We start from the raw sequence: 23,602 nt of genomic DNA on the forward strand, positions 1-23,602 counted from the left end.
GGTGCTGGACCGGTACCTGCACCACCTGCGGCCGCCCCCTGCCCCGCCCTCGGAGCAGCCGCAGACAGCCCACAACCTAACGAAGCACTACTAGGAACGGCCGGCCGATTCCAGGCCGGTGTCCGCGCCGTCCGGCTCGGCCGGCTCGACGACCGACGTCTGCCGCGGGGCGGCGGCCGCGCTACGACCCCATGCCGTGCCCGCGAGCACGAGGAGCGCGCCCAGCAGCCCCAGCCATCCCGGCCGATCCCCGGCGAGTGCGATTCCGAAAACGGCGGCCCACACCGGCTCGGTGCCGAGGAGCAGGCTGACCCGGGAGGGCGACGTCCGGCGTACGGCCCACATCTGCACGAAGAACGCGAACAGGGTGCAGAACGCCGACAGGTAGAGCAGCCCGAGCCAGTCCCCCGCGCCGAAGTCCGCCGCGGCCGCCCACGGGGTGCTGCCGGTACCGGGGGCCGCGAACAACAGCGCGAACACCATGACCGCGCTGCCCAGTTGAGCCGTGGTCATCGACAGCGCGTCCGCACCCTGCACCGACCGCATGCGCGACATCGCCAGGACGTGCACGGTGCGGGCCACGGCCGCGCCCAGCATCAGCAGATCACCGAGGGACGGTGCGCTGAACCCGGCGCCCTGGGTGAGCAGCAGGACACCCAGCACCGAGAGCCCCGCGGCCGCGGCGAACGACCGGGAGGGCCGGGTGCCGGTGAGCCGGCTCTCCGCGAGCGGCGTGAAGATCATGGTGAGGCTGATGATGAGCCCGGCGTTGGTCGCGGAGGTGTGCACGACGCCGTACGTCTCCAGGAGGAAGATCCCCGACAGGATCAGCCCGAGAACGCCGGCGCCCCGCATCTGCGTTCCGTCGAGCGCCCGCAGCTTGCGCCACCCGGTGACGACCAGGACCGGCAGCACCACCCCGAATCGCAGGAGGAGCACGGCCAGGACGGTCTGGGTCGTGGTGATGTCCTTGGCGGCGAGATAGCTGGAGCCCCACACCACCGCGACCAGCAGGACGGGCAGATCGGTCAGCCAGGCGCGGCGGGCCGCGTTGACGGTCATGGGGGACTCCTAGGGCGGCGGACGATGAGGCGTGGGGTGGGAGCGGCGGCTCAGCGCGCGGTGCAGGCGATCACCAGGACGTCGCGGTGAGCGGCGAGTTCAGGGTCCACCGGCCGCACCGGGGTCACCGAGTGCGGCGTGCGGCGGTCGTGGCCCGGCAGGTCACAGGGCTGGGACAGGGTATCCGTGAGCAGGTGTTCGCCCTCGCCGGTGTGGTGCCTCAGCCGACGGAGCTGGTCGAGCGGCCGGTGTTCGGATCCGCCGCGGGGGACGACCGGCGCGCGGCGGCGGTGGTCGCCCGAGGGCCGGACAGCAGATACGTCAGCGCGAAGCCCGCCCCGACCACCACCGCTCCCCCGGCCGCGTCCAGCACCCAGTGGTTGGCCGTCACGACGATCGCGGTGCCGGTGAGCAGTGGGTGCAGCAGGCCGAGGGCCTTCATCCACCACCGGGGTGCCAGCACGGCGATCACGACGCCGCACCACAGCGACCAGCCGAAGTGCAGGGACGGCATGGCCGCGTACTGGTTGGTGACGTCCGTGAGGGTGCCGTAGTCGGGGCGGGAGAAGTCCTGGACGCCGTGGACGGTGTCGATGAAGCCGAGCGTCGGCATCAGGCGCGGCGGGGCGAGCGGGTAGAGCCAGAAGCCGGCCAGGGCTAGCACGGTGGCGAAGCCGAGGGCGGAGCGGGCCCAGCGGTACTCGGCGGGGCGGCGCCAGTACAGGACGGCGAGGACGGCCAGCGGGACGAAGAAGTGGAACGACTCGTAGTAGAAGTCGAAGAAGGCCCGCAGCCAGTCGGTCCGCACCACGGCGTGGTTGGCCCAGTGCTCGATGTCGAGGCGCAGGGCGCGCTCCAGGCCGAGGATCTGCCAGGCGTGCTCCTCGGCCTCGGCCCGGCCTGCCGAGACGCTGCCGCCGGTGGCGGCGAGCCGGACCTGGGAGTAGGCGGCGTAGGCGACCCGGAGGAGGAGAAGCTCCAGGAGGAGGTTCGGCCGGGTGAGGGCCCGGCGCAGGAAGGGCAGCAGCGGCACGTGCCGGAAGCGGGCCGGGGCGTCGGGCGCGTACTCGGCCGGGATCGGGGACCGGTAGTACGGCGAGGCGCGGGACAGGAACGGGACGGCCACGGCGGCGGCCAGAGCGGCGAGCAGGACGAGTTCGGCGCGCAGCGGGTCCAGCACCGCCATGTCGGGGAGCAGCAGCCTGGTCGGCAGGGTCATGACCAGGATGACGGCGACCGGCCACACGTACCGGTCACGGGCGCGTCTGCCGACGCGGCCGACGACCGCGAGCAGCACCCACAGCAGCTGGTGCTGCCAGGCCGTGGGGGCGACGACGATGGCGGCGCAGCCGGTGACCGCGACGGCGAGGAGGAGCTGACCGTCGGCGACGTAGCGCACGGCGCGGCGCAGGGCGAGTACGGCGACGGCCGCGCCGAGGGCCAGGAAGAGCGCGACCTCCAGGGGGCCGTGCAGGCCGAGCCGCAGCAGGGCGCCGTGCAGGGACTGGTTGCCGAGGTCGTCGGCCCGGCCGCCGAGGCCGGCGCCGGCCAGGTGGTGGACCCAGTAGACGGAGGAGTCGTGCGGCATCGCCGCCCAGGCGAGCGCGGTGCAGGCGGCGAAGGTGACGCCGCCGGAGAGCGCGGCGCGTCCGCGGCCGGTGCACCACAGCAGGGGTGCGAAGAGCAGCAGGGTGGGCTGGAGCGCCGCCGCGACCCCGATGAGCAGCCCGCTGGTCCGCTGGCCGTGGGCGACGAAGCAGCCCAGCAGGACGAGCAGGACCGGGATGATGCTGGTCTGGCCGAGCCACAGGGTGTTGCGGACCGGCAGGGACAGCATGAGCAGGCCGATGGCGACGGGGGCGGCCAGCAGCGCCGTGCGACGGCCGACGGGCTGGGGCAGGGCGCGGGCGGCGATCAGGCCGAGGGCGGCGACCAGCAGCAGCGTGCCGAAGGTCCAGCCCCAGCCGAGGGCCTGTTCGGCCGAACGGGTGAGGGGCTTGAGGACGAGCCCGTTGAAGGGGGTGCCGGTGAAGCGGGTCGAGTCGTAGAGGGAGCCGTTCACGTGCAGGACGCCGTTCGGCCCGACCCAGGTCTCCAGGGCCGTCAGCCGCTCCCCGCGCGGGGAGCCGAGGACGACGGCCACCTGCCGTGCGGCGAGGACGGCGACGATCAGCCACAGTCCGGGGCAGGCCAGGCGCAGGCGTGCGTGAGGTCTGCCGACGGCGGTCGCTCCGAAGGCTTCCGTCGGTCGTCCGCCGCGCTCCGCATTCGTCACGCCTGGTCGGCCTTCTACGGTGTATGACCCTGTATGACTCTTACGCCCCCTTCATCCGGTTGATGATAGTGCGCGGGTCGCGCGGCCGCCTCCTCTGGACGCGAGAAGGATCACATCAAGATCACGTGGGAACCGTTCGCGAACGGGAAGGCGTGCCTGCACAGCCGGTGTTTAGATGCACCCTGCAACGAAAGGCATACCGCCCGTGAGCGGGCACTCTCCGCCTATCGTCGCCTTTTCGGCCCGTTCGACAGCGCCGCCGCGCGGACCGCGTTCCTGTCCCCGATGAAAGGTAGGCGAGCGAGTCTTGTGACTGCCTCAGTCATTGCTCCCACGTCCGCGCTCAAGAGCCGCACGGCGAAGGCCCAGGACCCCACCGTCACCGACCCCGCGCTCGTCAAGCGCGCCGTGAAGGCGGCCGCGCTGGGCAACGCGATGGAATGGTTCGACTTCGGTGTCTACAGCTACATCGCGGTCACCCTGGGCAAGGTCTTCTTCCCGTCGGGGAACCCCACCGCGCAGTTGCTCTCCACGTTCGGCGCCTTCGCCGCGGCCTTCCTGGTCCGCCCCCTCGGCGGCATGGTCTTCGGCCCGCTCGGCGACCGCGTCGGCCGCCAGAAGGTCCTCGCGCTCACCATGATCATGATGGCCGCGGGCACCTTCGCGATCGGTCTGATCCCGTCGTACGCGACGATCGGTGTCGGCGCGCCGATCCTGCTCCTCGTGGCCCGCCTCGTGCAGGGCTTCTCCACCGGCGGCGAGTACGCGGGCGCCTCCACCTTCATCGCCGAGTACGCCCCCGACAAGCGGCGCGGCTTCCTCGGCAGCTGGCTGGAGTTCGGCACCCTCGCCGGCTACATCGGCGGCGCGGGCCTGGTCACCCTGATGACCGCCCTGCTCTCCGCCGACGACCTGACCTCCTGGGGCTGGCGCCTCCCGTTCCTGATCGCGGGCCCGATGGGCATCATCGGTCTCTACCTGCGGATGCGCCTGGAGGAGACCCCGGCGTTCGCGGCCGAGGCCGAAAAGGCCGAGCACAACCGGCCCAAGGTGCCGCTGCGCGAGATGATCACCGGCCAGTGGCGCGCGCTGCTGCTCTGCGTCGGCCTGGTGCTGGTCTTCAACGTCACCGACTACATGCTGCTGTCGTACATGCCGACCTACCTGACCGGTCAGCTCCACTACGACGAGACGCACGGCCTGCTCGTCGTCCTCGCTGTGATGGCGCTGATGATGGTCGCCCAGCCGTTCATGGGCGCGTTGACCGACCGCGTCGGCCGCCGCCCGGTGATCGCCGCCGGCTGCGCGGGCTTCCTGCTGCTGTCCGTCCCGGCCCTGCTGCTGATCCGCGAGGGCAGCCTGCTCGCCGTCGGACTCGGTATGGGCGCGCTGGGCATGCTGCTGGTGTGCTTCACGGCGGCGATGCCCTCGGCGCTCCCGGCGCTCTTCCCGACCCGGGTCCGCTACGGCTCGCTGTCGATCGGCTTCAACGTGTCCGTGTCGCTGTTCGGCGGTACGACCCCGCTGGTGGTGACAGCCCTGATCGGCGCGACCGGGGACATGATGATGCCCGCGTACTACATGATGGCCGCGGCCGTGATCGGCGGTTTCGCGGTGTGGCGCATGGCGGAGTCCGCCGGGCGTCCGCTGCCGGGCTCGGCACCGTCCGTGACCGAATAAGACACGCCGGGTGAAATCCCCCTGGCAGCGGCCCGCCGCACCAACTATCTTCGACCACGCCAGTAGTTAGGGAAGCTAACTATGCGTACGAAAGGTAGTGGCGCATGAGCGAGTCGCACGTCTGGGACGAGGTCGACGCCTACTTCACCACCCACCTCGCGCCGGACGACGAAGACCTGGCGGCGGCGCTGCGCGACAGCGACGCCGCCGGGCTTCCGCACATCAACGTCGCCGGGAACCAGGGCAAGCTCCTCCAGCTCCTCGCCCAGATCCAGGGCGCCCGCCACATCCTGGAGATCGGCACGCTCGGCGGCTACAGCACCATCTGGCTGGGCCGCGCCCTGCCCGCCGACGGGCGGCTGGTCTCCCTCGAGTACGACCCCGTGCACGCCGAGGTCGCCGTCCGCAACATCGCCCGCGCGGGCCTCGACAAGCTGGTCGAGGTGCGGGTCGGCCCGGCCCTGGAGTCGCTGCCCAAGCTGGCCGACGAGAACCCGCCCCCGTTCGACCTGGTCTTCATCGACGCCGACAAGGCCAACAACCCGCACTACGTCGAGTGGGCCGTGAAGCTCACCAGCACGGGCAGCCTCATCGTCCTCGACAACGTCGTCCGCGGCGGCCGGGTGACCGACGCCGGGAGCACGGCGGCGGACGTGGTGGGCACCCGCGCCGCGATCGAGCTGATCGGCAGCCATCCGAGGCTGAGCGGGACGGCGATCCAGACGGTCGGCACGAAGGGGTACGACGGGTTCGCGCTGGCGCGGGTGCTGGCCTGAGCCGGATGAGATCGGCGGTCGCTGTCAGACCTCGTGGTAGAAGCCCACGTTGACGCTGCGCGGGGCGGTGCGGTCCTGGATGATGATCTCGCCGCTGCCGCCCCGGGGAAGCGGGACGGTGCCCCCGTAGGCGAGGGGCTGGGCGTACTCCCCGACCGTCAGCCGGACTTCGGAGGACGGGTCGGGCTGGGAGCCGCGCAGCCAGGTCAGCTGCCAGGTCCCGTCGGGGCCGCACAGGAACTCCAGATGGACACGGGAGACGAACAGCCAGTCGTCCGGCGTCGAGAGCCGGCACACCGACTTGTCGCGGCCCACCCGCAGCACGGCACCCGGCTCGCTGGGCGCGTCGGCCATGAGCATGCCGGCCGTGGCACCCTCCTCCGCCGGGGACACGGCGGCCATGGTGAGTTCGAGCACGTGCGCTCCTCCTGAGACGTCCTGGTGGGTCTGCCGGAGCCTGCGTGTCAGACAGGTCCTGGGCCCGCCGCATGATAGAACGCCCGACCGCGCGCTGTCCGGCACAATGGCCTCATGACCGAGCGAAAGCCACCCGGCGTCGACTTCGAGTCCTGGGTCGACAAGCAGATCCGAGACGCGGAGACCCGCGGCGAGTTCGAACGGTTGCCGGGGGCGGGCAAGCCGCTGCCGGCCGACGTGGACTCCACCTACGACGAACTGTGGTGGATCAAGCGGAAGATGGCCCGCGAGGGCTTCTCCGTCCTGCCGCCGGCGCTGGCGCTGCGCAAGGAGGCCGAGGACGCACTCCTCGCGGCCCTCGCGGCGCCCTCGGAGAGGATCGCGCGGAAGATCATCACGGAGGTCAACGACAAGATCCGCGAGATGATGTTCAAGCCGCCGCCCGGCCCCCCGCTCGGAAAGAAGCCGTACGACGTCGAGGACGTCGTACGGCAGTGGCGGGAGCGCCGGACGGACCGGTGAGCGTCTCTCACGCGTGCAGGAGCCGCTCCGCCAGCTCGCGGTAGTCCTTCAGGGCCAGCCGGAGCTGCTCGGTGTCGGAACTCGACACCGGTTTGCCCTCGCCGCCCTCGACGGACTGCCAGGAGTGGCGCAGGGTACGGCGACGCTGCGCCACGGCCTCGGTGAACCGGGCCGCGATCTCCTCCAGCACATGGTCGGCCTCCTCGACGGAGGCCCGGGGCCCGTCGACGAACCCGGCGACCGCGTGCTGCAACTGCAGGCCGAGCTTGTCGGACTCGTCGTGGGGGAAGAGGTGGGCGTGCGTGCCCTCCCGGGTGGCGCCCTCCCGGGTGGCGCCCTCCCGGGTGGTGCCCTCCCGGGTGGTGCCCTCCCGGGGAGTGCCAAGGGGGCCGGTGTCCTTGGGGACGGTGAGCTTGTTCGTGGCGCTCGTGGCGCTCGTGGCGGTGGCGCTTGCGCCGGTCGCGCGCTCGGTGCCGGCTCCGCGCTGGGTGCCGGTGCCGTGGCCGGTGCCCAGGGCGCTCTCGCCTCGGGCGTCGGGGGCGGCGGCGGTGTTCTCGCCGGGCGGTCGGGTCACGTCGGACATTTCCTCAACTCTCCTTCGCCTGACGTCGGTTGAGCGCCCACGGCATGTGCCCGCCGCGGGTGTTCGCGGCCTTGCGGCCGCCGTTCTGTCCGGCACGGCGGTGTCCGTCCTCGTGCTGTCCGCCCTCGTGCCGTCCGGCGCCACCGTCGTGGCGGCCCGGCCGTACCAGTTCCTCGAACAGGGCGCGGGCCGCCACCATGGCCTCCCGCATGTCTTCCGTACCGGTGCCGCCGTCGCGGGCGTCCGTCTCGCGCAGATGTGCCGCACGGTGCACGCGGCGGTAGCCGTCGACGTGGTGAGCGTGGTGCACGGACAGCGCCGCGAGCTGTTCCTCGTACTGGCCGCCGTCCGGGAAGCCCCGGGCGCCGGCGAGTTCGGCGAGCAGCCGGTCCGCCTCGGCGACCGCCTCCCGCGGCGAGTCGACGAACCGCTCCTGGGCGGCCGTCCAGCGCGCCTCGTACCGCTCGCGCTGCGCCGGCTCCAACGACCGCTCGCGCAGGTCGCCGTGGCGGTGCACACGCTCGGTGAGCTCGCGCTCGGCGGCCTTGGCGTCGCCGTCGTGGCGGGCGACGGCCCGGTCGTACTCGGGTCCGAAGCGCCGCTTCAGGTTCGGGCCGCGACGAGGCCCGCGGGCGCGCAGGGTCATGGCCGCCGCGATGATGACGACGACCGCCGCGATCACGATCAGAGCAATGATCAGGCCAGTGGACATGGATGCCTTCCGGGTTCTCGGCCCAACCGGCCCTCCTCGCGGACCGGTTCGCCACATCGGGTAGCCCGGAAACCCGCCCCCAAACGGCACACGGCGGTCACACGAAATCCGGTTGCGGGCGCGGTACGGCACTGGCCGAGAATGCGCTCATGACCTGGACCGTGACCCCGGAGCCGTACGACTCCCCCGTCGCCGCCGCTCTGTGGCGGGCGTACTACACCGAGGTCAGCGACCGCTGGTACCTGCTGCACGAGGGCCGCCGGACCGACCCGGAGGAGCTGGAGCGGGAGATCGCCGCCCAGCCGGGTGCCGATCTCGCGCCGCCGCACGGTCGGTTGCTGGTCGCCCGGTACGACGGTGAGCCGGCCGGCACCGCGGGCGTACGGCGGTACGACGGCACGACCGCCGAGCTCAAGCGGGTCTTCCTGCGCCCGCCGATGCGTGGCAGGGGCGGCGCCCCGCTCCTGGTCCGGGCCGCCGAGGACGCCGCCCGCGCGCTCGGCGCCGCACGGCTGATCCTCGACACCCGAGGCGACCTCGTCGAGGCCCGGGCCCTCTACGCCCGGCTCGGCTACACGGAGACCGAGCCGCACAACGACGACAAGTACGCCGAACACTGGTTCGCGAAATCCCTCACCTGAACCACCGCACGTACGTCTCCCGTTTCAGGCCATCGTTTCAGGTCATCCACTCCGCCCGCCGCTCCTCGTAGGGCCGGTCGTCGTACGGCCGCTCGCGCCGGGACCCGCACAGTTCGCCGTTCAACTCCCGCACGAGTCGGACCAGATCCGTCGGCCGGTCGGGACCCCACCAGTCGCCGAGCAGCTCGGCGAGGGACTCCTCGCGGACCTGGGCCAGCCGCTCGGCGACTTCCCGCCCCCGGTCCGTCAGGACCAGGCCGAGGCCCTCCCGCACGGCGAGCCGCCGCTCCTCGACCTGGCGGGCGGCCTCGATGACCACGGTCAGCGGCACCGGCATGCTGTCGGCCAGCACGGCGGGCTCCACTTCGCCGTATCTGCGGATCCGCAGCAGCAGCCAGCTCGCCGCGGGCTGGAGGTCGTAGCCCGCCCGGTCGGTGATCTTCCGGTAGATCTCGCGCCGCCCCGCGCGGGTGCCGAGCACCGACAGCGCGCGGCACACCTCGTCGTACGAGGTCCGCTGGACGGGGTTGCTGGCCAGGGTCTCGGTGACGTCGGGCGCGGTGACCGAGCCGCGCAGCCGGTCCTCCTTGAGGAACCAGGCCAGCACGAAGCCGAGGAGCGCGACCGGGGCGGCGTACAGGAAGACGTCCGTGATGGAGACGGCGTAGGCGTGCAGGGCCGGTGGCCGCAGGCCGGGCGGCAGGGCGGCGATGCCGCGCGGGTCGGCCTCCAGCGCGTCCACGGAGATGCCGGGCGGCAGCCGCGCGCCCCGGAAGGCGTCGGTGAGCTGCTCGCCGAGCCGGCCCGCGAAGATCGTGCCGAAGACGGCGACGCCGAAGGAGGCGCCGATCGAGCGGAAGAAGGTCGCGCCGGAGGTGGCGACGCCGAGGTCCTCGTAGGGGACGGCGTTCTGCACGATGAGCACGAGGACCTGCATCACGAGGCCGAGGCCCAGTCCGAAGACGAGGAAGAAGCCGCTCAGCTGGACGGTGGAGCTGTTCTCGTCGAGCTGGTGCAGCAGGAGCAGGCCGATCGTGGTGACGCCGGTGCCGGCGATCGGGAACACCTTCCAGCGCCCGGTACGGCTGACGATCTGGCCGGAGGCCGTCGAGGCCACCAGCAGGCCCACCACCATCGGGAGCATGTGCACTCCGGACATGGTGGGGCTGACGCCCTGCACGACCTGGAGGAAGGTCGGCAGGTAGGTCATCGCGCCGAACATGGCGAAGCCCACGACGAAACTGATCACTGCGGCGAGCGTGAAGGTGCGGACGCGGAACAGCTTCAGCGGCAGCACGGGTTCGGCGGCGCGCCGCTCGACGGCCACGAAGGCGACGGCGAGGACCACACCCAGCACGGCGAGCCCGATGATCTGGGCCGACCCCCATCCCCAGGTCGTCCCGCCGAGGGAGGCGACCAGCACCAGACAGGTGGCGACGGCCGCGATGAGGAAGGTGCCGAGGTAGTCGATGACGTGCCGTTGCGAGCGGCGCGGGAGGTGCAGGACGGCCGCGATCACGACGAGCGCGACGACGCCGACGGGCAGATTGACGTAGAACACCCAACGCCAGCTCAGATGCTGGGTGAACAGCCCGCCGAGCAGCGGCCCGAGCACACTGGTCGCGCCGAACACGGCCCCGAACAGCCCCTGATAGCGCCCGCGTTCCCTCGGCGGGACGAGATCCCCGACGACGGCCATCGACAGCACCATCAGCCCGCCCCCGCCCAGCCCCTGCAGGGCCCGGAAGGCGATGAGCTGGGTCATGTCCTGCGCCGCCCCGCACAGCGCGGAGCCGATGAGGAAGATCACGATCGCTGTCTGGAACAGCCTCTTGCGGCCGTACTGGTCGCCGAGTTTGCCCCACAAGGGCGTCGCGGCGGTGGCGGCCAGGAGGTAGGCGGTGACGACCCAGGACAGGTGGTCCATGCCGCCGAGGTCGCTGACGATGGTGGGCAGCGCGGTGGACACGATGGTCTGGTCCAGTGCGGCGAGCAGCATGCCGAGGAGCAGGGCGCCGATGGAGACCAGCACGTTCCCGGGAACCTGTTCCGGGGCGAGGGTTTGCGCAGGTGAGGGTACGGGTGACGGTGTCGTGTCGTGCACATCCCCGGCCATGAGACCTCCCGAGGGTCCTGTGACATTTTCCATCGTGACCGGTGTGACGGGGTATGGCCTGCCGAGTCCTTTTGGAAGCCATCATTCCGGGAGCTCCTCGACCGCACTGTGGAGAAGATCTGGATAATCTCTGGAGTTCGCGAGGGGAGGGAGGAACGCGTGGAACCGCCTAATGGACACCCGTGCCCGGAGTGCGGCGCGCCCAGACAGCAGGACAAGTCCCCTTCCTGCACCTGCGCCCACCGAGCCGCCCAGGCCCTGCGCGACGCCCGGACCGCCCAAGCGGCAGCAGCGGAGGACTTCGACCCGCTGCGGATACGCCCGTACGTCGAACTCGCCGGCGGGGCGGGGCTTTCGGAGGCCCAGGGAACGGTCCCGCAGGACACGCCGGCGCCGAAATCTCCCCAGCCCGAGGACACCCGACGGGGGCCCTTGACGGACCCTGCGGGGGTCCGGGGCACGGGGGCTACGCCTCCGGGGGTTCCGGGCACGGGGGCTTCGCGTACGGCGGCCTCGCACCCGGGGGTTCCGGGCTCGGAGGCTTCACGCAGGGCGGCCACGCACCCGGGAGTCCCGGGCACGGAGGCTTCGCACAGCGCGGGAGCGGTGCAACCGCCCTCGCCGGACACCCCGCCCACGCGGGCCCCGCGCACGGGAAACCCCGCGCAGGCGCCCGACGGAGCACAGCGACACGCCCGGACGGACCCAGCGAAGGCCTCGCGCACCGCGGGAGCCGCGCAACCGCCCCCGTCGAGCACCCCGGTCGTCCGCCCGCTCGCCGAGACCTCGCACCCGGGAGGCCCCGCGCAGGCGCCATACGACGCCCCGCGACGGCCGCTCACGGACCCTGCGGGAGCCACCACCCCGGCCGCACACCCGCAGCCTCAGGCCCCGCACACCGGAGACCCCGCACAGGCGCCCGCCGGCACCCCGCGGCAGCCCCGGACAAGCCCGGCGGAGGCCCCTCGCACCGCAGGCGCCGCGCAGGCGTCCGACAGCACCCCGCACCAGCCGCTCGCGGACCCGACTGACCTCCCGGCCGCGCCCCCGCACGCGCAAGCACCCCGCCCCGGAAACCCCGCGCAGGCGGCCGACCGGGCCGAGCAGCGCCCCTTGGCGGACCCTGCGGCAGCCTCGCACGCTGCGGGAGCAGTCCCGCGACCGCCCGCGTCCAAGGCCCCGCGACCCGGGAAGGCCGCCCCGCCGCCCTCCCCCGCCGACACGACCATGCCCCTGCGTCCGGTGGACCCGGAAGCGACCACCGCGCTGCCGGTCACCCCCAACTCGGACCCGACCACCGCGCTGCCCACCGTCTCAGCGACCCCCACCCCGGACGCCACCACCGCGCTGCCCACCGTCCCAGCCACCCCCACCCCGGACGCCACCACCGCGCTCCCGAAACCCCTGGCCCACGACGGGGCCGAGCCGCGTGTCACCGATCTGCGGAGGTTCGACGGTGCCGGGACGGCGGCCGGGGCGCCGGGCAGGCCGGAGCCGGGCGGGTCCGAGACCGGTGGCCGGTCCCGGCGACGGCGTCATGTCGCCCTCCTCGCCGCGGCCGGGGCGTGCGTCGCCGTGGTGACCGCGGCGGGGTACGCGAGCGGACTGTTCTTCTATGAGGGGCCCTCCCGGGACACCGCGCTGCCGGACGGCATACGGGCGAGCGTGCCGGACGCCCCGTCGAGCAGCGCGGCGTCCTCGTCGCCGTCGGAGAGCACACCGGCCGCGCCCTCGGCCCCCGCGGCACCACCGCCGGCCCCGTCCCGCACCAGCAGTCCGTCGGCCTCCCCGTCGCCGTCCAGGACGAGCGCCTCACCGAGCCCGTCTCAGACGGCCTCCCCGTCGGCGCCCGAGGCGTCCGCGACGGCGTCCGGCTCCGCGAAGAAGCCGCCGGACAACTCCCGCCAGAACGGCGAACCAACCGTCCTGCGCCTCGGCGACCGCGGCCCGGAGGTCTCCGAACTCCAGTCGCGCCTGCGCCAGTTGTTCCTCTACGACGACGACACCGACGGCACCTTCGACAACCGGCTCCAGGACGCGGTCCGCAACTACCAGTACTCACGCGGCATCCAGGCCGACGACCTCGGCGTCTACGACCGGGACACCCGGACGAGACTGGAGTCGGAAACCCAGGAGCCGTAGCGCACCCGGTCACCGTACGGTGGCGCCGTGACCACCCAAGTGATCGTTCTCAACGGCGGCTCCAGCTCCGGCAAGTCCGGACTCGTACGGTGCCTGCAAGAGGTGCTGCCCGATCCGTGGCCGGCCTTCGGCGTCGACTCGTTCGTCGAGGCGCTGCCCGCGCGGATGAAGGGCTCGGACGGCGGGATCACCTTCGCGCCCGACGGCGGCGTGAACGTGGGCGCGGACTTCCGGACCCTGGACGCCGCCTGGACCGAGGGCATCGCCGCCATGGCCCGCGCCGGCGCCAAGGTCATCATCGACGATGTCTTCCTCGGCGGCGGGGCGTCCCAGCAACGGTGGCAGAAGGCCCTGGCCGGACTCGACGTGCTGTGGGTCGGCGTCCGGTGTGACAGCGCGGTCGCCGCGGCCCGTGAGATCGCCCGGGGAGACCGGGTCCGGGGCATGGCCGCGGCACAGGCGCGACTGGTGCACGAGGGCGTGAGCTACGACCTGGAGGTGGACACGACACACACCGAGTCCCTGGAGTGCGCCCGCGCCATCGCCGCCCACATCGGCTGACCTGCCGGCCCGGGGCGTCAGGTCACCTACGGCCCTCCTCCGGTGTCCGCGACGACGGCCAACCGGTCGGCGATCCGGCCGCACGCGTGGGCGAGTTCGGGCGGATGGAGCTCGGTGAGTTCGGTGTCGAAGGTGGCGAGGATCCCGGCGACGCCGGCCCAGGACCACGCGCCGAGGGTGAGGCGGCAGTGCTCGGCGTCGAGGTGCTCGACGACCGAACCGCCCGGTGCCCAACGGGCGACGACACCGGCCGGCAGGTTGAGCCGGGCCTTGCCGGTGCACGGCCAGGCGGCGGGGGTGTCGCCGCGATCGTGACTGCTCATGACGAAGTGGGCGAGGTCCTCGCAGGGGAGTTCGCGCGGACCGAAGCGGTGTGTCGTGGGGCGGGGGCGGAGCCGGTCGACACGGAGCACTCGCCACTGGTGGTCTTCGAGGTCGTAGGCGACCAGGTACCACCGGCCGGCCCAGACGACCAGATGGTGGGGCTCGATGCGGCGGGCGGGCAGGAAGTCGTCGTCACCGGTTCCGGGGCGAGAGCCGTCGGCGCGCAGCGTCTCGGTGACGAGTACGTGGCGGTCGCGCGCCGCGGCCCCCACGGCGGTGAGCGCGGCCGGGTCGATGGGGGCTCCGGGGAACTCCCAGTAGTTCCGCAGCCTGGTCAGGCGCAGGGACTTCATCGCTTCCCGCAGCGCGGCGGGCATGGCCTGTTCCAGGGTGACCAGCGCCCGCGCCGCGTCGTCCCGCAGGCCGAACACCGTGCTGGGCGCGGCCTGCAGGGCCACGGCGACCGCGAGGGCCTGATCGTGGTCGAACACCAGTGGCGGGAGGGTGTGTCGGGCGCCGAGCCGGTAGCCGCCATCGGGTCCGTGGACGGTGTTGATCGGGTATCCGAGCCGGCGCAGGGTCTCGATGTCACGGCGGACGGTGCGTTCGCTGACCTCGAGTCCGGCGGCGAGTTCGCGCAGTGGCCACAGCCGGCCCGATCCGAACAGGGACAGCAGCCGCAAGGCCCGTTCCGAGGTGTTCGCCATCGCCCCATCATGCCTCGGTGGTGGCCACTCGGTGTCCACTACCGGTGTCACTGTTGACTGCCCGTGCGGGCGATAGGTGGCAGAAGAGGACGGATCGGTATGCGTGTTGTCGTGGTCGGTGGCGGGATCGGTGGACTCGCGCTCGCTGCGGGGTTACGCCGCAGGGGGTTCGAGGTGGCGGTGTTCGACCGCGACACCGACGTGGCGGCGACGGGCGGTTACCACATCACCCTGGACGAGCGGGCCCAGTCGGCGCTGCGGAAGCTGGTGGCGCCGGAGACCATGCGGCGGCTGCTGGCGTCGGGTTCGGCGCTGCGGCTACGCGACCGCGACGCGTTCTGGGACCGCCGCGGCCGGCTGCTCGGGCGCGGCCCGGATCTCAGCGGCGATGCCGGCATCGATGTCGACCGGATCACCCTGCGCATGCTGCTGGCCGAGGAGGTCGGCGACGACCTGCATCTGGGGCGGACGGTGTCCGGCGTCGATCAGGGCGAGGACGGCGCACCCCGGGTGCTGTTCCCCGACGCCGTACCCGTCCCGGCGGATCTGGTGGTGGGCGCGGACGGCACCCATTCCCTGGTCGCCCAGCACCTGGCGGGAGGCCGGACCAACAGCCCGGCGGGCATCATCGGGTTCTCCGGCCGTACCCTCCGCGCCGATCTGAGCCCTGGTGAGCGGCGACGGCTCGGACGACGGTCGGCGCTGGCGATCGGCCCACGGGGTGCGGCGCTGTACGTCGGCTTCCTCGACCCGGTCGGCAACGCCGCGCTCGACGCCCCCGAGCTGCGGATGTCCGTCACCACCGGACCCACCTACATCTGGGGCGCCATGTTCCCCGAGTCCCCCGCGACCGACTCCCTGCGTGCCTTGCGCGAGGGCGAGTTGCGGGCCGCGCTGTCGAGACGTTTCCGTGAGCAGGGCTGGGCCGGGCACACCCTTGAGGTCATCGCCCGCGCCGACCCGCACAGCGTGGCCGCGTACCGCTTCAACGCCGCCTCGACCCGCGCCGCCGAGCTCGCGCCCTGGCCCGCGGGCCGTATCACCGCGCTCGGCGACGCCGTCCACGCGACACCGCCCACCGCCGGAATGGGCGCCGGCGCGGCGATCCGCGACGCCGCCGCCCTGCTTGAGCACCTGGGCGACGTCGAGGACAGCGGTACGACGACGGCCGAGGCCGTGCGCGACTTCGAGGCGGGCATGCGCCGGCGCGGCAGCGAGGTCCTCGGCCTCGCCATGAGAACGGTCCGCTTGATCCTGGCCACCGACACCACCCTCGGCGCCGCCGCTACCGCCGCGACCACCCCGGTCCTGGCCGCTGCCGCCCGGCTGCGTCATCGATGACCAGGTGTCAGAACCAGTGCAGGCAGTGCGGGGAGCGCTCGGCGCGGAAGAGCGCGTCGGCGAGGCCGGCCGCGCCCGGGTGGTGGGCACGGATGTGTCCGGCACGTACGAGCGTGCTCGGGGCGGTGCCGCCGAGGTAGACCGAGCCCAGGTCGCGCACGTCCAGGGACAGGTCGGCCTCCCGGTCCGTCGGGACGCAGTCGGCCTTGCCGTCCCGGACGGTCAGCAGCCAGCGGTCGCGCTCGCCGAGGAACGGGTCGTCGACGTCGAGGACGAGGTCACCGTCCGAGGACCAGCCGCGCGCTGTCAGCGCACGCGGGACGTCCAGCAACCGCACCCAGAGCCAGTCCATGACGCCGCTCACCTCGCCGGCGCGGATGTCCGCGAGCTGCCAGCGCAGCGGGTGTTCGGGCGGGACGTGCTTGAACACGACCTGGGAGACCAAGTCGTGTTCAAGCACGAACCGGGCCAGGGCCGTGAAGACGTCGTCGTCGGTGGCGACGGTCTCGTCGACCGTGAGGGTGCCGGACTCGATCGAGTAGCTGGCGTACCCGTCCGGGGCGCCGTCGGCGTCCCGGTGGACGGCGACGTAGCGCGGCGCCGGCGATATCGGGGGCTGCCCCGCGCGCAGGGCCCACCAGCGGTGCGGCCGGGACAGCGCGCCGGGCTGTGCGCGGCGGTACTGGTCGTAGACCTCTTCCAGGATGTCGCCGCACTCGGCCCGCCGCAGTACCTCGACCGAGCCGGCCGCGCGGGCGTCGGCGGCTCCGCCCGCCCGGGGGAGGGCGGGGGCGGCCCGGTGGCGGGACACCTTCAGTTCCGACGTGTGGGTCGCCGGTCCGTAGCCGAACCTGCCGTAGATCGAGGCCTCGGAGGCCAGCAGCACGGAAAGGAAGTCCCCGCCGGCCCGCAGTCCGGCGAGCTGATGCCGCATCATCGCGGTGAGCACGCCCTGGCGCCGGTGCGAGGGCAGGACACCCACCGCGGTCACCCCGGAGACCGGGACGAGGGTCTCACCGGGCAGGGTGAGCTCGAAGGGGTACGTGGCAGCGGTGCCGACGGGCCGCCCGTCCGCCGTCAGGGCGAGCAGGCAGCGGTCCGTTTCGAGCGCCGACCACCAGAGCCCGCCGCCCTCGACCGGGGTTTCCGGGAAGAGGCCGAACGCGGCGTGCAGGGTGTCGACGAAGACGTCGAGATCCTTGTCGGTCGTAGGACGGATCTCCATCGCTGCCGCTGCCTCCTCGCGATACCGGCACCACGCCTCGTGGCGCCTGGCCACAGTGCAGCGTCGCCCCGCGACAGGGGCAAGCGAATTACGACCGCCGCCGGTGGGAGGAGGGCGCACCTACCCGACGTGCAGACGGATCGTCCCGTCCCCGGCCGCCTCCACGCGCACCTGTGTGAGGTCCTCCACCACGACGTCCGGCTCGTGGACCGCGGCCCGGGAGCCGACGCCCACCACGGTCATCCCGGCCGCGCGCCCCGCCGCGATCCCGGCTCCGGAGTCCTCGAACACGACACAGTCCGCGGGCGCCACGCCCAGTTCGGCGGCGCCCTTCAGGAAGCCCTCGGGGTCGGGCTTGCTCGCTCCGACGGACTCCGCCGTCACTCGCACCTCGGGCTGGTCGAGGCCGGCCGCGGCCATCCGTGCCGTCGAGAGCGGCACATCGGCCGAGGTCACGAGCGCGTGCGGCAGTCCGCGCAGCGAGGCGAGGAACTCCGGCGCCCCGGGGATCGCGACGACACCGTCGGTGTCGGCCGTCTCGTCGGCGAGCATCCGGGCGTTGTCGGCGTAGTTCTGCTCCATCGGCCGGCCGGGCAGCAGCAGCGCCATCGACGCGTAGCCCTGCCGCCCGTGGACGACCTTCATGACCTCGTCCCCGTCGAGCCCGTGCCGCTCGGCCCAGCCCCGCCAGACGCGTTCGACCGCGGCATCGGAGTTGACGAGGGTGCCGTCCATGTCCAGCAGGAGGGCGCGGGCGGTGAGCACGGCGGTGGCCGTCATCGGCTGCTCCAAGGCTCGGGCGCGGGTCGCGGGTCCAGCGCGGGAGGGGGCGGACGGCGGGTTCGCCCCGCACCCCGGAGGGACAAGGCGGCCCCGCCCGCCGGTCAGGGAAAACGGGCGAGGGCCACTTTGTTCCCCCACGGTACAAAACAATCCCCGCTTCGCGCCAGACCCCCCGGCAGACGTTCACCCACCGTTCAGTTCGCTTCCGGGCTCACCCGAGCCCACCGAGCCGCCCCCGCTCACCCGGCCACGGCCTCCCACAGGCTCCACACCCCGAGCGCCAGCATCACCAGCGCCGCGATCTGCGTGATCAGCCGCAGCGGCACCTTCTTCATCAGCGCCTTCCCGCCGACGATGCCGATCCCGGCCACCGCCCACAGCGCGAGCACCGCGCCCAGGCCGACGGAGAGCGGGTCGTCGTAGCGGGCGGCCAGGTTCGCCGTCATGATCTGGGTGAGATCGCCGAACTCGGCGACCAGGATGAGCATGAAGCCGGCGCCCGAGACCTTCCAGAAGGACTGGTTCTCCGGCTTGCGGACCTCCTCCTCGTCCTCGCCCTTCCTCAGCAGCAGCACCGCCGCCCCGCCCAGGAAGAGCACGCCCGTGAGCGCCTGCACGATCTGCTGTGGCAGCAGCGTCAGCACACTGCCCGCCGCGACGGCGAGCACGACGTGCAGCGCGAAGGCGGCGGCGACACCGGCGAAGACATAGGAGGCGCGGTAGCGGGTGCCGAGGACGAGGCCGGCGAGGGCGGTCTTGTCCGGCAGTTCGGCGAGGAAGACGACGCCGAAGACGACGGCCGTCACGGTCAGGCTGATCAAGGGTTCCTCAATCGGTCGGGGCTGCCCCACCGAGAGTGCTGAACCTTCACGCGACACACCTCGGCACGGCAGCACACACGGCACCCATGCCGGAAGGCACGGGCGTGCACTGCTTGCCGAAGGTCTCGCTGGCGGGTCCGTGGACGAACCACGAAGCCGCCTCCGGGCGCCGGCTCAGGCGAGCTGAGCAGTATGTCGACGGTCCGGCGAAGAGCTACTCCCCTTCTGCGCCGCCCATCGTACGCGATGCCCTCGAACCGACGGTTCCGCCTCGAACTCTTGTCATGTCATGAACTCATCACTACCTTCTCACCTCACGCACATCTCCCCGCAACACGGCGCGGCGAGCATTCTCCCGCTCGCTGCCCAACGCCCCCACCCCACAAGGGAGTTCGTATGCCGAAGTTCTACGCGCGTCGACGGCTCAGCATGCTCGCGGGCCTCACCGGCCTCATAGCCTCGGCCGGACTGATCAACTCTCCGGCCGCCTCCGCCGCCCTCCCCACGCCCGTCAGCGCGGCCACCGCCCGCACCTACCTCGCCTCGCTCACCGTCGCCACCGAGGACCGCACCGGCTACGACCGCGACCTCTTCCCGCACTGGATCACCCAGTCCGGCGCCTGCAACACCCGCGAGGTCGTCCTCAAGCGCGACGGCTCCAACGTCCAGCAGGACTCCTCCTGCGCCGCCACCAGCGGCAGCTGGCACTCCGTCTACGACGGCGCGACCTGGTCCGCCGCCTCCGACGTCGACATCGACCACCTGGTCCCGCTGGCCGAGGCCTGGGACTCCGGCGCCGACTCCTGGACGACGTCCCGCCGCCAGTCCTTCGCCAACGACCTGACCCGCCCGCAGCTCATCGCGGTCACCGACAACGTCAACCAGGCCAAGGGCGACCAGGACCCCGCCACCTGGATGCCCTCCCGGACGGCGTACCGCTGCACCTACGTCCGCGCCTGGGTGCAGGTGAAGTACTACTACGACCTCTCGGTCGACTCCGCCGAGAAGTCCGCGCTGACGAACTACCTCGCGAGCTGCTGACACCCAGGTATTTTCCGGCCGGGATCTCCCCGCTGACATCGGTCGTTCCGTACCGTACGGGGCGACGGAGAGGGGACCATCATGGCCGGACTGCGCCTCGGACCACTGCTGAGGTACACCGACGGCTCGTCCGCGACCGTATGGGTCGAGACGAGCCGTCCGTGCGCCGCCGAGGTGCGCTGCGCCGACGGCGCCGGGGGCTCGGCCCGCACCTTCCAGATCGCGGGCCACCACTACGCGCTGGTCCCGGTGACCGGCCTCACCGCCGGTACGACCACGACGTACGAGGTCCTCCTCGACGGCACCCGCGTGTGGCCGCTGCCCGGCTCGCCCTTCCCGCCCTCGGCGATCCACGTGCCGGGCCCGGAGGAGGGCCTGCGCGTCGCCTTCGGCTCCTGCCGCTGGGCCTCTCCTCCGGCCGGTGGCCACGATCCCGTCGGCCCGGACGCCCTGGACGCGCTCGCCACCCGTCTCGCGGCCGGCCCGGAGGGCGAGCGGCCCGACGTCCTGCTGCTGCTCGGCGACCAGGTGTACGCCGACGAGACCTCCGACGGCACCCAGCGCTGGCTCGCGGCCCGCCGCGACCTGAACGACCCGCCGGGCGACGGGGTCGCCGACTACGAGGAATACACACACCTCTACTACGAGTCGTGGCTCGACCCCCGCATCCGCTGGCTGCTGTCCACCGTGCCCAGTTTCATGATCTTCGACGACCACGACGTCATCGACGACTGGAACACCTCCGCCGCCTGGCTCGCCGACATGCGGGCCACCGGCTGGTGGCAGGAGCGGCTGCTGAGCGGTCTGATGTCGTACTGGGTCCACCAGCACCTGGGCAACCTCTCCCTGGAGGAGCTGGCGGCCGACCCGGTGTACGAGGCCGTCCGCGAGGTCCCCGACGGCACCGACGCGCTGCGCGCCTTCGCCGCGCGGGCCGACGCGGACGCGACCACGGTCCGCTGGAGCTACCGGCGCGACTTCGGACGCGTACGCCTGCTGATGGTGGACAGCCGGGCGGCCCGGGTCCTCGCCGAGGACGGCCGCGCGATGCTCGACCCGGGCGAGGAGGCCTGGCTGCGCGAGCAGGTGCGGGACACCCCCGGGGCCTACGACCACCTCCTCATCGGCACCTCGCTGCCCTGGCTGCTGCCGCATCTGGTGCACGACGCCGAGGGGTGGAACGCGGCGCTGTGCCGGGGTGAACGGGGCGAGCGCTGGGCGCGGTTCGGGGAGAAGGTGCGGCGGGCCGCCGATCTGGAGCACTGGTCGGCGTTCCCCGAGTCCTTCGCCGGGCTGGCGGAGCTGATCGCCGAGGCGGGCTCGAGGCGGGACGCGCCGGCGACGGTGTGCGTGCTGTCCGGGGACGTGCACCACGCCTACATCGCCGAGCCCTCGTGGCGCGGCTCAGAACCCGACGCGCGGGTGGTGCAGCTCGTCTGCTCCCCCGTCCACAACTCCGTCCCGCTGTCGATCCGGATGGGCTTCCGCATCGGCTGGACCGCGGTGGCGCGCGCCCTCGGACGCGGCCTGGCCCGGCACGGCCGGCTCCCCCGTCCGCCGGTCACGTGGCGCAAGACGGGCGGCCCCTGGTTCGGCAACCAGCTGATGACCCTGACCCTGCGCGGCCGTTCGGCGCGACTGCGGCTGGAGCAGGCCAAGGCCCGTCAGGGAGCGGGCCCTGGTCTGACGACGCTCCAGGAGTCCGAACTTGCCCCGTGACACGCCTGTTCCACCCCTTTGTGACCGGCGTGTCCCGTGATGCTTGTGACGCATCCCACAGTGAGTGTCAATCCTTCCCCACGGACATCGGTTCCCGCTCCCGGCGACGGCATGATGAGGCGAACCGTCCGCTTCCCGACCGGCGGACCGCCGACACGCGCCCCACACGCCCGGGAGTACCACCCTTGTCTGCGTCGACCGAGGAACCCGTACCGGCCGAGCCACCCCCACCGGTCTCCGTCGCCCTGGTCGGCGCCGGGCCACGGGGCACCAGCGTCCTGGAGCGCCTCTGCGCCTCCGCCCCGGAACTCATCCCTCCCGGTGCCCGGCTGACGGTCCACGTGATCGACCCGGACCCGCCGGGACCCGGCCGCGTCTGGCGCACCGCCCAGCCGTCCGAGCTGCTGATGAACACCGTGGCCTGCCAGGTGACCCTGTTCACCGACGACAGCGTGGACTGCTCGGGCCCGATCCGCCCGGGCCCCAGCCTGTACGAGTGGGCGCGCGGCGCGCTGGACCCGGACGAGTACCCGACCCGGGCCGACTACGGCCGCTATCTGGAGTGGGTGTTCGCCAGGTCCGTACGGGACGCGCCGCCGAACGTGCGTGTCGAGACGCACCGGGCCCGCGCGGTCCGGCTGGACGACACCCCTGGCGGCCGACAGGCCCTCACCCTCGACGACGGCCGCGTCCTGACCGGCCTGTCCGCGGTGGTCCTGGCGCAGGGCCACCTGCCGGCGACCGCGGACCCGGCCCAGCGGCGCCTCGCGGCCCACGCCGCCCGGCACGGCCTGCGCCACATCGCGCCCGCCAACCCGGCGGACGTCGACCTGTCCTCCATCCCCGCGGGCGAGCCCGTCCTGCTGCGCGGCCTCGGCCTCAACTTCTTCGACCACACGGCCCTGCTGACGACCGGCCGCGGCGGCCGTTTCGTCCGGGACACCCGGGGCGGCGGACTGCGCTATCTCCCCTCCGGCCGGGAACCGCGGCTGTACGCCGGTTCGCGGCGCGGCATCCCGTACCAGGCGCGCGGCGACAACGCGAAGGGACCGTACGGCCGGCACGTCCCGCTCGTGCTCACGCCGGAGACGATCGCGGGCTTCCGCAAGCGCGCGGACTCCGGGGAGGCGCCCGACTTCCTCGCGGAGATATGGCCGTTGGTCGCGAAGGAGGTCGAGACGGTCTACTACTCCGCGCTGCTCGGTCGCTCCGGGATCGCCGCGCGACAGTGCTCGGAGTTCACCGGTCGCTTCCTGGCCGTACCGCACGGAGACCCCCGGGAGGCGGAGCTGCTGGGCGAGTTCGGGGTGCCCGGCGCCGACCGCTGGTGCTGGGAGCGGGTGTCCCGCCCGCACGCGGGGCGGGATTTCGCGCACCCCGGCGAGTGGCGCGACTGGCTGCTGTCGTATCTGCGCGAGGACGCCGCGCAGGCCGCCCTGGGCAATGTCCGGGGCCCGCTGAAGGCGGCCCTCGACGTGCTGCGCGATCTGCGCAACGAACTCCGGCTGATCGTCGACCACGGGGGCCTCGCCGGTGCCTCCCGCCGGGACCACCTGGACCGCTGGTACACGCCGCTCAACGCCTTTCTCTCCATCGGCCCGCCCCGGCGCCGTATCGAGGAACTCGTGGCCCTGATGGAGGCGGGCGTGGTGCGGGTGCTCGGGCCACGCCTGGAGGTGACGGAGGAGGACGGGGCGTGGGCGGCGCACTCACCCGAGGTGCCGGGCTCTGCCGTCCGTGTGACAACCCTCATAGAGGCCCGACTCCCGGAAGCCGACTTGCGGAGCACCGCCGACGGGCTCCTCGCCGAGCTGCTGCGGACGGGCCAGTGCCGCCCGCACACGGCCGACGGTTACGAGACAGGCGGACTGGACGTCACACCCCGCCCGTATCGCCTGATGGATCGTCAAGGTGTTGTACACGAAAGGCGGTTCGCGTTCGGAGTGCCGACGGAAGGTGTGCACTGGGTGACCGCGGCGGGGGCCCGCCCGGGTGTGGATTCGGTCACGCTTTCGGACGCGGATGCGGTCGCCAGAGCCGCTCTACGTGCGGCTGCGACCGAAAGCGACACCCAAACAGAGGTAAACCAGTGGCCAAATGTTGAACTTGCAAGCATCAATTAGGCACACCTAACGTGGGCTACTCATCGGTTCT

At 72.6% G+C, this 23,602-nt stretch carries 21 protein-coding genes; 10 read left to right on the forward strand and 11 right to left on the reverse strand.

Going from position 1 to position 23,602, the window contains the following annotated elements; all coding sequences use genetic code 11:
- Positions 1 to 90: 90 nt before the first annotated feature.
- Genes ACFZBT_RS38535 through ACFZBT_RS38545 form a run of 3 tightly spaced genes read right to left on the reverse strand, consistent with a single transcriptional unit; the run spans position 91 to position 3,337 of the window.
- Entirely contained in the window at positions 91 to 1,062 is a 972-nt protein-coding gene (locus ACFZBT_RS38535) for an EamA family transporter (protein WP_391114447.1), read from the reverse strand.
- A gap of 50 nt (positions 1,063 to 1,112) precedes the next feature.
- Positions 1,113 to 1,286 (reverse strand): 2OG-Fe dioxygenase family protein, encoded by a 174-nt coding sequence (locus ACFZBT_RS38540; RefSeq protein ID WP_391114558.1) that lies wholly within the window; start codon positions 1,284 to 1,286, stop codon positions 1,113 to 1,115.
- On the reverse strand, positions 1,283 to 3,337 hold the full coding sequence (locus tag ACFZBT_RS38545) for a phosphatase PAP2 family protein (RefSeq protein WP_391114450.1): 2,055 nt from the start codon (positions 3,335 to 3,337) through the stop codon (positions 1,283 to 1,285). The genes ACFZBT_RS38540 and ACFZBT_RS38545 overlap by 4 nt, the downstream gene beginning before the upstream one ends.
- Positions 3,338 to 3,622: 285 nt before the next feature.
- Here ACFZBT_RS38545 and proP point away from each other — a divergent pair, with 285 nt between their 5' ends.
- Complete coding sequence (gene proP / locus ACFZBT_RS38550; protein ID WP_391114453.1) at positions 3,623 to 5,017, forward strand: glycine betaine/L-proline transporter ProP; 1,395 nt, start codon at positions 3,623 to 3,625, stop codon at positions 5,015 to 5,017.
- A gap of 104 nt (positions 5,018 to 5,121) precedes the next feature.
- Positions 5,122 to 5,793 (forward strand): class I SAM-dependent methyltransferase, encoded by a 672-nt coding sequence (locus ACFZBT_RS38555; RefSeq protein WP_391114455.1) that lies wholly within the window; start codon positions 5,122 to 5,124, stop codon positions 5,791 to 5,793.
- Positions 5,794 to 5,817: 24 nt separating this feature from the next.
- Here ACFZBT_RS38555 and ACFZBT_RS38560 read toward each other — a convergent pair whose 3' ends face one another.
- Positions 5,818 to 6,210, reverse strand: a complete 393-nt coding sequence (locus ACFZBT_RS38560; RefSeq protein WP_382492868.1) for a hypothetical protein — start codon at positions 6,208 to 6,210, stop codon at positions 5,818 to 5,820.
- 114 nt (positions 6,211 to 6,324) lie between these two features.
- Here ACFZBT_RS38560 and ACFZBT_RS38565 point away from each other — a divergent pair, with 114 nt between their 5' ends.
- A complete protein-coding gene (locus tag ACFZBT_RS38565; protein WP_391114459.1) occupies positions 6,325 to 6,732 on the forward strand; it encodes a DnaJ family domain-containing protein in 408 nt (135 codons plus the stop codon).
- A 7-nt stretch (positions 6,733 to 6,739) separates the two neighbouring features.
- On the opposite strand, the gene ACFZBT_RS38570 is transcribed toward ACFZBT_RS38565, so the two are convergent.
- Positions 6,740 to 7,315: a hypothetical protein gene (locus ACFZBT_RS38570; RefSeq protein ID WP_391114462.1), complete on the reverse strand. Its 576-nt coding sequence runs from the start codon at positions 7,313 to 7,315 to the stop codon at positions 6,740 to 6,742.
- 4 nt (positions 7,316 to 7,319) lie between these two features.
- The gene (locus ACFZBT_RS38575; RefSeq protein ID WP_391114465.1) at positions 7,320 to 8,027 is read right to left on the reverse strand and encodes a hypothetical protein; all 708 of its coding nucleotides are present in this window, start codon (positions 8,025 to 8,027) and stop codon (positions 7,320 to 7,322) included.
- A 149-nt stretch (positions 8,028 to 8,176) separates the two neighbouring features.
- On the opposite strand from ACFZBT_RS38575, the gene ACFZBT_RS38580 reads away from it, so the two are divergent.
- Positions 8,177 to 8,668: a GNAT family N-acetyltransferase gene (locus tag ACFZBT_RS38580; RefSeq protein ID WP_391114467.1), complete on the forward strand. Its 492-nt coding sequence runs from the start codon at positions 8,177 to 8,179 to the stop codon at positions 8,666 to 8,668.
- A gap of 37 nt (positions 8,669 to 8,705) precedes the next feature.
- On the opposite strand, the gene ACFZBT_RS38585 is transcribed toward ACFZBT_RS38580, so the two are convergent.
- Positions 8,706 to 10,784 (reverse strand): DHA2 family efflux MFS transporter permease subunit, encoded by a 2,079-nt coding sequence (locus tag ACFZBT_RS38585; RefSeq protein WP_391114470.1) that lies wholly within the window; start codon positions 10,782 to 10,784, stop codon positions 8,706 to 8,708.
- A gap of 1,227 nt (positions 10,785 to 12,011) precedes the next feature.
- Here ACFZBT_RS38585 and ACFZBT_RS38590 point away from each other — a divergent pair.
- Both ACFZBT_RS38590 and cpt read left to right on the forward strand, forming a co-directional pair.
- Positions 12,012 to 12,926, forward strand: a complete 915-nt coding sequence (locus tag ACFZBT_RS38590; protein WP_391114474.1) for a peptidoglycan-binding protein — start codon at positions 12,012 to 12,014, stop codon at positions 12,924 to 12,926.
- A gap of 27 nt (positions 12,927 to 12,953) precedes the next feature.
- Positions 12,954 to 13,487 (forward strand): chloramphenicol phosphotransferase CPT, encoded by a 534-nt coding sequence (cpt, locus tag ACFZBT_RS38595; RefSeq protein WP_391114477.1) that lies wholly within the window; start codon positions 12,954 to 12,956, stop codon positions 13,485 to 13,487.
- 26 nt (positions 13,488 to 13,513) lie between these two features.
- Here cpt and ACFZBT_RS38600 read toward each other — a convergent pair whose 3' ends face one another.
- On the reverse strand, positions 13,514 to 14,518 hold the full coding sequence (locus tag ACFZBT_RS38600) for a WYL domain-containing protein (RefSeq protein ID WP_391114479.1): 1,005 nt from the start codon (positions 14,516 to 14,518) through the stop codon (positions 13,514 to 13,516).
- Between the two features lie 99 nt (positions 14,519 to 14,617).
- Between ACFZBT_RS38600 and ACFZBT_RS38605 the strand changes: the two genes are divergently transcribed.
- Complete coding sequence (locus ACFZBT_RS38605; protein ID WP_391114482.1) at positions 14,618 to 15,859, forward strand: FAD-dependent monooxygenase; 1,242 nt, start codon at positions 14,618 to 14,620, stop codon at positions 15,857 to 15,859.
- Between the two features lie 7 nt (positions 15,860 to 15,866).
- Here ACFZBT_RS38605 and ACFZBT_RS38610 read toward each other — a convergent pair whose 3' ends face one another.
- From ACFZBT_RS38610 to ACFZBT_RS38620, 3 genes are all read right to left on the reverse strand, one after another.
- Complete coding sequence (locus ACFZBT_RS38610) at positions 15,867 to 17,084, reverse strand: GNAT family N-acetyltransferase (RefSeq protein WP_391114484.1); 1,218 nt, start codon at positions 17,082 to 17,084, stop codon at positions 15,867 to 15,869.
- 120 nt (positions 17,085 to 17,204) lie between these two features.
- On the reverse strand, positions 17,205 to 17,864 hold the full coding sequence (locus ACFZBT_RS38615) for an HAD-IA family hydrolase (RefSeq protein ID WP_391114487.1): 660 nt from the start codon (positions 17,862 to 17,864) through the stop codon (positions 17,205 to 17,207).
- A 242-nt stretch (positions 17,865 to 18,106) separates the two neighbouring features.
- A complete protein-coding gene (locus ACFZBT_RS38620; RefSeq protein ID WP_215121739.1) occupies positions 18,107 to 18,688 on the reverse strand; it encodes a TMEM165/GDT1 family protein in 582 nt (193 codons plus the stop codon).
- Between the two features lie 396 nt (positions 18,689 to 19,084).
- On the opposite strand from ACFZBT_RS38620, the gene ACFZBT_RS38625 reads away from it, so the two are divergent.
- The 3 genes from ACFZBT_RS38625 (at position 19,085) to ACFZBT_RS38635 (ending at position 23,571) form a co-directional block, all read left to right on the forward strand.
- A complete protein-coding gene (locus ACFZBT_RS38625) occupies positions 19,085 to 19,729 on the forward strand; it encodes a DUF1524 domain-containing protein (protein WP_391114491.1) in 645 nt (214 codons plus the stop codon).
- Positions 19,730 to 19,810: 81 nt separating this feature from the next.
- The gene (locus ACFZBT_RS38630) at positions 19,811 to 21,448 is read left to right on the forward strand and encodes an alkaline phosphatase D family protein (protein ID WP_391114494.1); all 1,638 of its coding nucleotides are present in this window, start codon (positions 19,811 to 19,813) and stop codon (positions 21,446 to 21,448) included.
- Between the two features lie 185 nt (positions 21,449 to 21,633).
- Entirely contained in the window at positions 21,634 to 23,571 is a 1,938-nt protein-coding gene (locus ACFZBT_RS38635) for an FAD/NAD(P)-binding protein (protein ID WP_391114497.1), read from the forward strand.
- Positions 23,572 to 23,602 lie beyond the last annotated feature (31 nt).

It is taken from the genome of Streptomyces sp. NPDC008137 (genome assembly GCF_042957035.1).
Taxonomy (GTDB): Bacteria; Actinomycetota; Actinomycetes; order Streptomycetales; family Streptomycetaceae; genus Streptomyces.